We start from the raw sequence: 12,251 nt of genomic DNA on the forward strand, positions 1-12,251 counted from the left end.
ACGTTGATGCCGGCGCGCCGGGACGCCTCGACGCTGCCGCCGAGGGCGAAGACCTTGCGGCCGTAGGAGGTGCGCCGCAGCACGAAGTCCGTGGCGACCAGGAACACCAGGAAGATCACCGTGGCGAGCGGCAGGCCCTTGTACTGGTTGTACATGAACGCCGCGGCGAAGGAGATCACGGCGAGCAGCGCGGTGCGCAGGATCGTCTCGTTCAGCGGCCGGGACGGGATGCCCGCGGCCTCGCGCCGCCGGTTGCCCAGGAACGAGGTGATGAAGAAGACCGCGGTCACCACGGCGGCCAGGCCGTACGCGGCGGCGATGTCCGTGAAGAAGTACGTGGTCAGCTTGCCGATGAAGCCCTCGCTGTCGAGGTTGATCGTGCCGTTCTCGCCCAGCGTCTGGAGCATGAAGCCCAGCCAGAAGAGCAGACCGGCCAGCGTGACCGCGAAGGCGGGGGCGCCCAGCACCGCGAAGAAGAAGCCGTGCGCGGCGCCGATGGCGGCGCCCGCGGCGATCGCGAAGAGCACCGCGATCCACTCCGGCCAGCCCTGGTTGACCGCGAGGACGGCCGCGATGGCGCTGGCCGCGCCGCTGACCGAGCCGACGGACAGGTCGATCTCGCCGAGCAGCAGCACGAAGACGATGCCGACGGAGATCATGCCGGTGCCGACCATCGTGACGGTGATGTCGCTGATGTTCTGCGCGGACAGGAACGCCGAGTTCAGGCTCTGGAAGATCACGCAGATGATCACCAGGCCGACGATGACCGGGAGGGAGCCCAGCTCACCGGCGCGCATCTTGCGCTTGAACTCGGTCCAGTAGCCGAGCAGGCCTTCCTCGCGGACGAGGAGGCGGGGGTCGACGGCGGTGACGGCCGCGGCGGCCGCCTCCGGGTTCTCCACGGCGTGCTCGTCCTTCGTGGCCGCGGTGGTGGAGGTCTTGTCGGTGCTCACTTGGAAACCTCCCCGTTGGTGCGTGCCGCACGGCGGGTCACGGCGTTGTCGGTGGCGCCGGTGATGGCGGAGATGATCTCCTCCTGCGAGGTCGTCTTGACCTCGAAGACGCCGTTGTTGCGGCCGAGGCGCAGCACCGCCACCTTGTCGGCGACGGCCTTGACGTCGGCCATGTTGTGGCTGATCAGGATGACGGCGTGGCCGCGCTCCCGCAGCCGCTCGACCAGGTCGAGCACCTGGGCGGTCTGCTCCACGCCGAGGGCGGCGGTGGGCTCGTCGAGGATGACCAGCTTGGGCTCGCCCAGCATCGAGCGGGCGATGGCCACGGTCTGGCGCTGACCGCCGGAGAGCGAGGCGATCGGGATCCGCACACTGGGGATGCGGATCGACAGGGTCGTGAGCAGTTCGCGGGCGCGACGCTCCATCTCGACCTCGTCGAGCACGCCCCACTTCCTCAGCTCACGGCCGAGGAAGAGGTTGCCGACCACGTCGATGTTGTCGCACAGCGCGAGGTCCTGGTAGACCGTCGCGATGCCCAGGGCCTGGGCGTCGTGCGGCTTGTTGATCGATACGGGCTTGCCCTCCCATTCGATGGCGCCCTCATCGATGGGGTGCACGCCGGCGATCGTCTTGACCAGCGTGGACTTTCCGGCACCGTTGTCGCCGACCAGGGCGACCACTTCACCGGCGTGGATCTCGAGCTCTACGTCGGTGAGCGCCTGAACGGCACCGAACCGCTTGGAGACCCCGCGCAACGCCAGCACGGGCGTAGCGGACACGTGAACCATCTCCTTCGCCGCCTGACCCGGCGGGAGGTTGTGCAGAAGTTTGGGGGGTTGCGGGGACCGGGCCCCGGCGGGTGTTCCGACCGGCGCCCCGCACGAGCTTGCGGGGCTTTGACAAGCGAGGCGCCGGCGGAGCCTCGGGACGGCCGTCCCGTACGGGAGCGGCGGGGGGCCTGCTCCCGTACCTACGAGGGGACCGGGGGCCGTCTACTTGATGCCGAGCTTGGCGCAGGCGGCCTTGTACTTGGCCGTGCAGATCTCGTCGGCGGTGTAGACGCCGTCCTTGATGACGGTGTCGTTGATGTTCTCCTGGGTCAGCGAGGTGACGTCGACCAGGACGGACGGGACGTCCTTGGCGCTGTCGCTGGAGACCTTGTCCTTGGCGATGGAGCCCAGGTCCTCGCCCTTGGCGAGCGCGACGGCCATCTGCGCGGCGGCCTCGGCCTCGGGCGCGTACGGCTTGTAGACGCTCATGAACTGCTCACCGGCGACGATCCGCTGCACGGCGGCCAGCTCGGCGTCCTGGCCGGTGACCGGGACCTTGATGCCGGCGGCCTTCAGGGCGGTGATGATGCCGCCGGCCATGCCGTCGTTGGCGGAGTAGACGCCGACGATGTTGTTCTTGCCGAGCGCGGAGATGGCCGCCTCCATGTTGGAGTTGGCGTTCTCCGGCTTCCACTCCTTGGTGTCGTACTCCTTGCCGATCTTCACCTTGCCGTCGAGGGCGGAGTGCGCGCCCTCCTTGAACTGGGCGGCGTTCGGGTCGGTGACGGAGCCGTTCATCATGACGATCTGGCCGTCCTTGGCCTTGGCGCCCAGCTCCTTCAGCAGCGCCTCGCCCTGGGTCTTGCCGACCTGGACGTTGTCGAACGACGTGTAGGCACTGATCGGGCCCTCGGCCAGGCGGTCGTAGGCGACGACCTTGATGCCGTTGTCCACGGCCTTCTGGACGGAGTTCTTGATCGCCTTCGCGTCCACCGCGTCCAGGATCAGCACGTCCACCTTGTTGGTGATCATCGTGTCGACCTGCTGCGCCTGCAGGTTGGCGTCCTGCTTGGCGTTGTTGTACTCGATGGTCGCCTTGTTGTTCGTCAGCTCCTTGATCTTCTTCTCGATCAGGGGCCGGTCGAACTTCTCGTACCGGGCGGTCTGGTTCTCCGGCAGGAGCAGACCGATCTTGATGTCATCGCCCTTGGCGGGGGCGGAACCGGCGGTGTCCTTCTCGCCACCGGCCTCCTCGGCGCTGCCACAGGCGGCGAGAGAGACGGCCATCGCTCCCGCGGCGATGGCTACGGCGGCACGACGCATACGCGTGTTCACTTCAGAAACCTCCCTGACGAGGCCGCGTCGTTGCGGCCGAGGTGGCTGGAAGTCAACTCGGCCGCACGTGCGACGTCAAGAAGTAAATCCTTAACGGGTTGGCAACGGTGCCATCCGTTCTCTAAGTGAAGGCAGGAGTGGCCGCGGGGAGTGCGCCGGACACGCTTCCGTCCAAAAGGGTCGAGTCACCCATCTCGCTGAGTGCGAGAGCGAGTGCCCCGAGCACCTCCGCACGACCCCCAAGTGCCCCTGGGAGAACGGAGAGTTGACGCGCCGCGCTGGGGATGGCGTAGCGGCCGACGGACTCCCTGATCGGCCCGAGCACCAGCTCCCCGGCCTCGGCGAGATCACCGCCGAGGACGACCCGGCTCGGGTTCAGAAGGTTGCAGAGGTTGGCAACTCCACTGCCGATGTGACGGCCGACGTCGGCGATCACCCGACGGCAGCCCGGGTCTCCGTCCCGCGCCAGCCGAACGACGCCCTCCATGGTCAGATCCGTGCCGTGACTGGACTGGAGCAGCGGCAGCACGTAGCGCGCGGCCGCGAAGGTCTCCAGGCAGCCCCGGTTGCCACAGCGGCAGACGGGGCCGGATTCATCAAGTGTAATATGTCCTATTTCTCCCGCCGTGCCGCCCGGACCCCGGTAGATCTTCCCGTCGATCACCAGGCCCGCGCCGACACCGCTGGACACCTTGATGTAGGCCAGGTCCCGCACGCCCTTGCCGCTGCCCCAGACCAGCTCGCCGAGGGCTCCCAGGTTGGCGTCGTTGTCCACGTGCACGGGCACGCCGAGCCGCCCCCGCAGCTCCTCGGCGGGCCGCGCGCCGGTCCAGCCCGGCAGGATGGCGGTCGAACCCAGCTGGCCGGACTCCACGTCGATCGGGCCGGGCACGCCGAGACCCACCCCGGCGATCTTCGTACGGTCCACGCCGGTCGCCGCGATCAGCCGGTTGACCAGCTCTTCCGCCCGGTCGAAGCCCTGCGCGGCGGAGGCGTCCACGTCCAGCGGCTCGGACTCCTCGGCCAGCACCTGATGGGCGAGGTTGCCCACCGCCACCCGCAGATGGGTGTGGCCGAAGTCCACGCCGATCACGATGCCGGCGTCCCCGCTCAGACTGACGCTGCGCGCCCGCCGGCCGCCCGCCGAGGTGGGCGTGACCTCGACGGTCCCGCCCTCCTTCAACTCCCGGACGATGTTCGAGACGGTCGCCGCGGACAGGCCCGTGGTCCTCGCGATCTCCGCCTGGGTGAGGGATCCCGCCAGCCGCACGGCACGTACGACCCGCTCCAGGTTGGCTCGGTGCAGCGACGACTGCGACCCCGGAGTCTCCACGACGACCTCCTGCGCGCGGGACCGCATCGATGAGGCCCCGTCTATGTCCAACTAGTGAACTCTAAGCTGAGCTGTCCGGGGCACCTCCCGTCAAGAGGTTGAACAGTTTCCGGGAGCAGGCACACACAGGCGCGCGCCGTCCCGGTGACGGGAACGGCGCGCTTCCGGGCGCTCGCGGAGCGCTACTTCAGGGTCGCCGAGGTGAGTCCGGCCTGCACCTGGCGCTGGAAGGACAGATAGACCACCAGCATCGGGATCATCGCGATCGTCACGCCCGCGAACAGCACCGGCAGGTCGGAGGCGTAGCCCTGCTGCTGCTGGAGCTGGATCAGGCCCTGGGTGAGCACATAGCGTTCGGGGTCGTCGCCGCTCTGCGGCTGCATCAGCACGGTGGGCAGGATGAACTGGTTCCACTGGCCGAGCGTGTTGAAGATCCCCACGCTGATCAGGCCCGGCTTCGCCATCGGCAGCATGACCTGGAAGAAGGTCCGGGTGTGCGAGGCCCCGTCCAGGATCGCCGCCTCGAAGACCGCGGTCGGCAGGGTCCGGAAGAAGGCGTGCATGAAGAAGACGGTGAACGGCATGGAGTAGGCGACGTACACCAGGATCAGGCCCTGGTAGGTGTTCAGCATGTCCAGCCGTTTGACCATGAAGAACAGCGGGACGAGGGCCAGGAACACCGGGAACATCGCGCCCGCGACGAAGAAGTAGTAGAGGAAGCGGTTGCCCCAGAACGGGTAGCGGGCCAGGACGTAGGCGGCCATCGAGCCGAACAGCATCGTCAGCGGCACCGAGAAGACCAGCACGATGACGGTGTTGAGGAAGTAGTCGCCGATGCCCTTCTCCCAGGCCCGGGTGAAGACGTCGAACGTCCAGTTCTCGGGCCAGCCGAAGGCCGAGCCGGCGATCTGGGCGTCGGTCTTGAAGGAGCTGAGCACCAGCCACAGCAGTGGCAGGACGATCATCAGGGCCCACAGGGCGAGGAAGCCGTGCGAGAAGGCGTTCAGGGTGACGCCCTCGCCGCGCCGCTCGCCCGCCTTCGCCGGGACCTTCGCCGGGGTCCGCCCGGCGGGGGGCGGCGCGGTTTCCTTCAGGGGTGCGCTCATGTCATCTCTCCCGCTCAGAACTCGATGCGCTCGCGGCGGGTGGCGCGCAGCATGACCACGGACAGGATCAGGGTGAGGAGCAGCATGATCACGCCCATGGCGCAGGCGTAGCCGCTCTTGCCGTAGTAGAGGAAGTTCCGCATCATCACGGTCGCCATGACCTCGCTGTGGTGGTCCGGGCCGCCGCCGAACTCCCCGGAGGTCATCGTCGAGACGAGGATGAACATGTCCATCGCGGCGATGCCGAGATAGACCCAGGCCGTCTGCACGGAATCCCACAGCAGCGGCAGGGTGATGCGGAAGAAGGACTGGCCGCGGCTCGCTCCGTCGATGAGCGCGGCCTCGTAGATGTCCTTCGGTATGGACTGCATGGCGGCGGAGAAGAGCACCAGGTAGAAGCCGACACCGTGCCAGACGACGACCACGATCAGGGCCCACAGCACGAAGTCGGGTTCGTTCAGCCACTCCACCGGCCGGTCGGCGTCGACCAGGCCCAGCTTGACCAGCGCGCCGTTGAGCATGCCGCCGCCGTCGCTGCGGTAGACCGCGCGGAACAGCACGGCGAGGATCGCCAGCGACAGGACCTGCGGGAAGAAGTAGACGACCCGGTAGAACTTGGAGCCGGCGACCCCGGACACCCCGCCGGCCCGGCCCCGGCCGCCCGCGTTCAGCATGAACGCGAAGAACAGGGCGAGCAGAATGGTGATCACCGGGATGAACACCAGGAACAGGATGTTGTGCCAGATGGCCCCCATGAAGATGTCGTCCTGGAACAGTGCCTTGTAGTTGTCCAGGCCGACGAAATCGAAGGTCTGCGACTGGCCCTTCCAGTCGGTCAGCGAATAGCCGAACGTCTGGATGTACGGCCAGATGACGAAGATCAGGTAAAGCGCCACGGGGACGAGAAGAAACCCCGCGACGAACCGGTACTGCCCCTTACGCATACGACCTGCCCCTGCTGTCCCCACCAAAGGGGCGCGGGGAACTGCGCGACGAGCCCGGACGGACCCGCGGCCCCGCAGCACACCGCACCCCGACGGCGCTCCCGGAAAACGGCTATTCCCGACGGTTCTTCTTGGACGCCGGATCCTTCGCCGCCTTGTCCACGGCCGCCTGCGCCCGCTTCAGCCACTCCTTGGGCTGGATGCGCCGGGCCATCAGCTCGTTCGAGGCGTTCTGGATGGCGGTGTCCATCTCGCTGTACCACTCGGTGTACAGGAAACGGAAGGTGTTGTCGCCGGCCGCCTTGGAGGCCTCGACCGTGGACTGCGTGCCCGGTCGCAACTGCACACTCGGGTCCACGCCGTCCTTCAGGATGGTCAGCGAGTTCGCCTCCTTGGCGAACAGCGTCGACCACTCGCGGGAGAGCATCATCCGCATGAACTCCTTGGCCGCGGGCAGGTTCTTGGCCTTGGCCGGGATGATGAAGGGTTCGCCGGAGCCGGCCCGGATCGCCTCGAACGGCATCTCGCTGCCCTCGAGCAGCGGCATCGGCAGGAACTTCATGTCGAAGTCCGGCGGTGTCTGCTTCAGCTGCTCGTTCTCCAGCCAGGAGCCGGAGGTGATGAAGGCGGCCTTGTACTGGTTCCAGCGGGTCTGTGACTCGGTGTGGTCCAGGCCGTTCGTGCCGGGCATCAGATAGCCCTTCTCGACGACCTCGTAGACGGCCTCGACGGCCGCCTGTGCCGCGTCGGAGCCGACGAACGCCTTGGGGTCGAGGTTGTCGATCGCCTTCATGGCGTCCAGGCCGCCCTTCTTGGCGATCAGGTCCATGATGGCGACGTTGATGTAGTACGGGTACTTGCCCTGGTGGGCGAGGCCGCCGATGCCCTGGGACTTGGCGTCCTTGCAGATGGCGAGGAAGTCGGCCCAGGTCTTGGGCACCTCCCAGCCGTTCTCCTCGAAGAGCTTGCCGGAGTACCACAGGCCCCACACCGTGTAGATGTAGTTGAGGGCGACGACCTTGCCCTCCTGCAGGCCCGGGTCGAGGGTGCCGGGGATGACGGTGTCGCGGACCTTCTTCGACGGGTCGTCGACGCTCGGCGCGTCCAGCACCTCGGCCAGGTCGAGGAGCTGGCCGTTGCGGTGGAGGACGTCGATCTTGATCTTCTGGGCGCCGGAGTTGTCCACGATGTCCGGCGGGTTGCCGGCGTTGAAGCGCGGCTGGAGCTTGCCGGTGATCTCCTGGGTGCCGGTGTGGGTGGAGGTCACGCCCCACTTCTTCCGGAAGGCCGCCTCCCAGGCCTTGGCGTAGTCGTCGCCGTAGCCGCCCTTGAAGATGACGACGTCGAGCTTGGTGCCCTTCTTGACGCCGAAGGGGTTGTCCTTGGACGTCTCGCCCTGGGTGTCGTCGTTCGACTCGCCGCCACCGCCGCCGCTGGCACAGGCGGACAGGAAGCCCATGGCGGGTACGGAGACCAGCCCGAGCGCGGCGGACCGCTTGATCAGCGCGCGGCGGCCGACGCCGTCGGTCCCGTGCTGCGCGGCCGTGGTTTCAGCGCTTTTCCCGGCGCCGTTCTCGGCGGAAGTGGATCCCATGCTCAAGTCCTCGCCTTCTTCCAGGACTCAGGCGGTGAACCGGATCCTCCCCGGCACCGCGGTGGGGTCAAGCAGGGTCGTGCAAGGAGTCGTACCAGGAGGTGCGGTTCATGTGAATCGCCGACAGGTATAGTCCACTTCCCGTCAAAGGGGCAAGATCGAATGCAAGGTTGGCGGTTTGTCTTTTCCGAGTTGAGACCTCGCGGAAATATGGGCACGCCGACGGCGCACCCACCGTAAGAAATCGGGTCACCGGGCTCGAATGGCGCAGTCAACACCCTTGACAGCACGGACCACTTGAGTCACAACTGATCCTTGCCGCGCGAAAGTGACAACGTTGTCCGACGGCGCAGGGAGGGTCTCAGTCATGCGACACGGATATCGCCCCCGATGGAGTACGGCGGTCGTCTCGGCGGCCGCCTTCGCTCTGACCGTCGGCTCACCGGGCGTGGCGGTGGCCCTGCCCGCCGCACCCGAGGCGGCCGGCCGGGAGTTCGCCTCCTCCTTCGAGGCGGACGATCCGGTACCGGACTGGCTGAACACCGTGGAGACCGCACCCGACGGCGGCCGGCGCAGCTCGGGCGTGGACGGCGGCTACCGCAGCGGCATCCCCGGCGATGTCACCGACCGGGTCACCGGGGTACGGGCCAGCGGGGAGAACAGCGGCGCCGGCGAGGTGAAGGAGAACCTGGCCGACGGCGAGCCGAGCACCAAGTGGCTGGTCTTCGCGCCCACCGGATGGGCCGAGTTCGAGCTGGACGAGCCGGTGCGGCTGGTGACGTACGCGCTCACCTCCGCGAACGACGCCGCCGGACGCGACCCCGCGGACTGGACCCTCCAGGGCTCCGCGGACGGCAAGGACTGGAAGACCCTGGACACCCGCACCGGCGAGTCCTTCACCGAGCGCTTCCAGACCAGGACGTACGACCTGCCCGCACCCGCCGAATTCCGGCATTTCCGGCTCGACATCACGAAGAACCACGGCGCCGGTCTGCTCCAGCTCGCCGATGTGCAGTTCTCCACCGGCGGCGGCACCGGACCGGTCCCCGAGGACATGCTCTCCCTCGTCGACCGCGGCCCCAGCGGCTCCCCCACCGCGAAGGCGGGCGCCGGTTTCACCGGCAGACGCGCCCTGCGGTACGCCGGCCGGCACACCGCCGAGGGGCGGGGCTACGCGTACAACAAGGTCTTCGACGTGGACGTGGCCGTCACCCGCGACACCCGGCTGTCGTACCGGATCTTCCCGTCGATGGCCGACGGCGACCTCGACTACGCCGCCACCCATGCCGCCGTCGACCTGGCCTTCACCGACGGCACCTACCTCAGCGACCTGGGCGCCACCGACCAGCACGGTTTCCCGCTCTCGCCGCAGGGCCAGGGCGCGGCCAAGGTGCTCTACGTCAACCAGTGGAACCACGTGGCCGCGCGGATCGGCTCGGTGGCGGCCGGGAAGACCGTCGACCGGATCCTGGTGGCGTACGACGCGCCGAAGGGACCGGCGCGGTTCCGCGGCTGGCTGGACGACGTGACGCTGGAGCCGGCGGCCCCCGAGCGGCCCAGAGCGCACCTGTCCGACTACGCGGTCACGACCCGTGGCACCCACTCCAGCGGCGGCTTCTCCCGCGGCAGCAACTTCCCCGCCACCGCCGTCCCGCACGGCTTCAACTTCTGGACACCGGTCACCAACGCGGGCTCGCTGAGCTGGCTGTACGACTACGCGCGCGCGAACAACACGGACAATCTGCCCGCCCTCCAGGCGTTCAGCGCCAGTCACGAGCCGAGCCCGTGGATGGGCGACCGGCAGACCTTCCAGATCATGCCGTCCGCGGCCACCGGGACCCCCGACACCGGGCGCGCCGCCCGCGCGCTGCCCTTCCGGCACGAGAACGAGACGGCCCGCCCGCACTACTACGGGGTCCGCTTCGAGAACGGCCTCAAGGCCGAGATGACCCCGACCGACCACGCGGCGGTGCTGCGCTTCACCTACCCCGGCGACGACGCGAGCGTGCTCTTCGACAACGTGACGGACCAGGCGGGCCTGACCCTCGACCCGGCCGCCGGAACGGTCACCGGCTACTCGGACGTCAAGTCCGGCCTGTCGACCGGCGCGACTCGCCTCTTCGTGTACGGCGTCTTCGACAAGCCGGTGACGGACGGCGCGGCGAGCGGCGTCAAGGGCTATCTGCGCTTCGACGCGGGCGCCGACCGCACGGTCACGCTGCGCCTGGCCACCTCCCTGATCAGCGTCGACCAGGCGAAGGACAACCTCCGCCAGGAGATCCCGGCCGGCACGGCCTTCGAGGAGGTGAGGGCGCGCGCCCAGCGCCAGTGGGACCGGCTGCTCGGGAAGGTCGAGGTAGAGGGCGCCACCCCGGACCAGCTGACCACGCTGTACTCCAGCCTCTACCGTCTCTACCTCTACCCCAACTCCGGCCACGAGAAGGTCGGTTCGACGTACAAGTACGCCTCCCCCTTCTCCCCCATGCCGGGTCCCGACACCCCCACCCACACCGGCGCGAAGATCGTCGAGGGCAAGGTGTACGTCAACAACGGCTTCTGGGACACCTACCGGACCACCTGGCCCGCGTACTCCCTGCTCACCCCCTCCCGGGCGGGCGAACTGGCCGACGGGTTCGTACAGCACTACAAGGACGGCGGCTGGACGTCCCGCTGGTCCTCCCCCGGCTACGCCGACCTGATGACCGGCACCTCCTCGGACGTGGCCTTCGCCGACGCCTACGTCAAGGGCGTGGACTTCGACGCGGAGGCGGCGTACGACGCGGCCGTGAAGAACGCGACGGTGGTGCCGCCCGCCTCGGGCGTCGGCCGCAAGGGCATGGCCACCTCGCCCTTCCTCGGCTACACGTCCACCGACACCCACGAGGGCCTGTCCTGGGCGCTGGAGGGCTACCTCAACGACTACGGCATCGCGCAGATGGGCCGGGCGCTGTACCGGAAGACCGGCGAGCGCCGCTACCGGGAGGAGTCGGAGTACTTCCTCGACCGCGCCCGCGGCTATGTCCACCTCTTCGACGCGCGGGCCGGTTTCTTCCAGGGCAAGGACGCGAAGGGCGCCTGGCGGGTGCCCTCGGAGTCGTACGACCCGCGGGTCTGGGGCTACGACTACACCGAGACCAACGGGTGGGGGTACGCCTTCACCGCCCCGCAGGACAGCCGGGGCCTCGCCAACCTGTACGGCGGCAGACAGGGCCTCGCGGAGAAACTCGACGAGTACCTCGCCACCCCGGAGACCGCCTCACCGGAGTTCGTCGGCTCGTACGGCGGGGTCATCCACGAGATGACCGAGGCCCGGGACGTCCGGATGGGCATGTACGGCCACTCCAACCAGGTCGCCCACCACGCCCTCTACATGTACGACGCGGCCGGGCAGCCCTGGAAGACGCAGGCGAAGGTCCGCGAGGTGCTGTCCCGGCTGTACGTGGGCAGCGAGATCGGCCAGGGCTACCACGGCGACGAGGACAACGGCGAACAGTCCGCCTGGTACCTCTTCTCCGCCCTCGGCTTCTACCCGCTGGTCATGGGCAGCGGCGAGTACGCCATCGGCTCACCGCTGTTCACCAAGGCGACGGTCCACCTGGAGAACGGCCGGGACCTGGTGGTCAAGGCCCCGGAGAACAGCGCGCGGAACGTCTACGTCCAGGGCGTGCGGCTCAACGGCCGGAGCTGGCACTCGACCTCGCTCCCGCACCGGCTCCTCGCGCGGGGCGGCGTCCTGGAGTTCGACATGGGCCCGAGGCCGTCGGCCTGGGGCACCGGCAAGCACGCGGCCCCCGTGTCGATCACCCGCGACGAGGAGGTGCCGGCCCCGCGCACGGACACCCTGCGGCCCGGCGGCCCGCTCTTCGACGACACCTCGGCGACGGAGGCGACCGTGACCGCCGTGGACCTGCCGGTGGACGGCCGCACGAAGGCCCTGCGGTACACCCTCACCTCCCCGGCGGACCACACCCGGGCGCCCACCGGCTGGACCCTCCAGGGCTCGGCGGACGGCACGACCTGGCGGACCCTGGACGAACGTCACGGCGAGTCGTTCCGCTGGGACCGCCAGACCCGGGCCTTCTCCCTGCCCGCACGGCACGAGTACGCGCACTACCGCCTGGTGCTGGACGGTGAATCGACCTTGGCGGAGGTCGAGTTGCTGGCGTGAAGTGACTCCCGGACGACGGGGGGACCGGCATCCGAGTGGTGCCGGTCC

At 68.6% G+C, this 12,251-nt stretch carries 8 protein-coding genes; 1 reads left to right on the forward strand and 7 read right to left on the reverse strand.

The window, feature by feature from the left end; translation table 11 throughout:
• From CCN42_RS18725 to ngcE, 7 genes are all read right to left on the reverse strand, one after another.
• A partial coding sequence (locus tag CCN42_RS18725; RefSeq protein WP_086737180.1) for an ABC transporter permease subunit occupies positions 1-953 on the reverse strand: 953 nt, incomplete at its 3' end.
• Positions 950-1,741: an ATP-binding cassette domain-containing protein gene (locus tag CCN42_RS18730; protein ID WP_169731480.1), complete on the reverse strand. Its 792-nt coding sequence runs from the start codon at positions 1,739-1,741 to the stop codon at positions 950-952. The genes CCN42_RS18725 and CCN42_RS18730, both read right to left, overlap by 4 nt.
• A gap of 204 nt (positions 1,742-1,945) precedes the next feature.
• Positions 1,946-3,046, reverse strand: coding sequence for a sugar ABC transporter substrate-binding protein (locus CCN42_RS18735; RefSeq protein WP_169731481.1), 1,101 nt, complete (start codon positions 3,044-3,046; stop codon positions 1,946-1,948).
• 133 nt (positions 3,047-3,179) lie between these two features.
• A complete protein-coding gene (locus CCN42_RS18740) occupies positions 3,180-4,391 on the reverse strand; it encodes an ROK family transcriptional regulator (protein ID WP_043507011.1) in 1,212 nt (403 codons plus the stop codon).
• Positions 4,392-4,573: 182 nt separating this feature from the next.
• Positions 4,574-5,497 (reverse strand): carbohydrate ABC transporter permease, encoded by a 924-nt coding sequence (locus CCN42_RS18745; protein ID WP_086737184.1) that lies wholly within the window; start codon positions 5,495-5,497, stop codon positions 4,574-4,576.
• A gap of 14 nt (positions 5,498-5,511) precedes the next feature.
• Positions 5,512-6,441 carry a carbohydrate ABC transporter permease gene (locus tag CCN42_RS18750; RefSeq protein ID WP_086737186.1) on the reverse strand — a complete coding sequence of 310 codons (930 nt, stop codon included), beginning with the start codon at positions 6,439-6,441 and terminating at the stop codon, positions 5,512-5,514.
• Positions 6,442-6,553: 112 nt separating this feature from the next.
• The gene (gene ngcE, locus CCN42_RS18755; RefSeq protein ID WP_086737188.1) at positions 6,554-8,035 is read right to left on the reverse strand and encodes an N-acetylglucosamine/diacetylchitobiose ABC transporter substrate-binding protein; all 1,482 of its coding nucleotides are present in this window, start codon (positions 8,033-8,035) and stop codon (positions 6,554-6,556) included.
• 367 nt (positions 8,036-8,402) lie between these two features.
• Here ngcE and CCN42_RS18760 point away from each other — a divergent pair, with 367 nt between their 5' ends.
• Complete coding sequence (locus tag CCN42_RS18760) at positions 8,403-12,203, forward strand: GH92 family glycosyl hydrolase (RefSeq protein ID WP_211294738.1); 3,801 nt, start codon at positions 8,403-8,405, stop codon at positions 12,201-12,203.
• Positions 12,204-12,251: the final 48 nt, after the last annotated feature.

Source organism: Streptomyces glaucescens (assembly GCF_002154375.1).
GTDB lineage: Bacteria > Actinomycetota > Actinomycetes > Streptomycetales > Streptomycetaceae > Streptomyces > Streptomyces glaucescens.

Bases quoted from the DNA above. Each gene is read 5' to 3' on its own strand.
- CCN42_RS18750 (WP_086737186.1), bottom strand. From the start codon at position 6,441: ATGCGTAAGGGGCAGTACCGGTTCGTCGCGGGGTTTCTTCTCGTCCCC.
- ngcE (WP_086737188.1), bottom strand. From the start codon at position 8,035: ATGGGATCCACTTCCGCCGAGAACGGCGCCGGGAAAAGCGCTGAAACC.
- CCN42_RS18760 (WP_211294738.1), top strand. From the start codon at position 8,403: ATGCGACACGGATATCGCCCCCGATGGAGTACGGCGGTCGTCTCGGCG.
- CCN42_RS18730 (WP_169731480.1), bottom strand. From the start codon at position 1,741: ATGGTTCACGTGTCCGCTACGCCCGTGCTGGCGTTGCGCGGGGTCTCC.
- CCN42_RS18735 (WP_169731481.1), bottom strand. From the start codon at position 3,046: ATGCGTCGTGCCGCCGTAGCCATCGCCGCGGGAGCGATGGCCGTCTCT.
- CCN42_RS18745 (WP_086737184.1), bottom strand. From the start codon at position 5,497: ATGAGCGCACCCCTGAAGGAAACCGCGCCGCCCCCCGCCGGGCGGACC.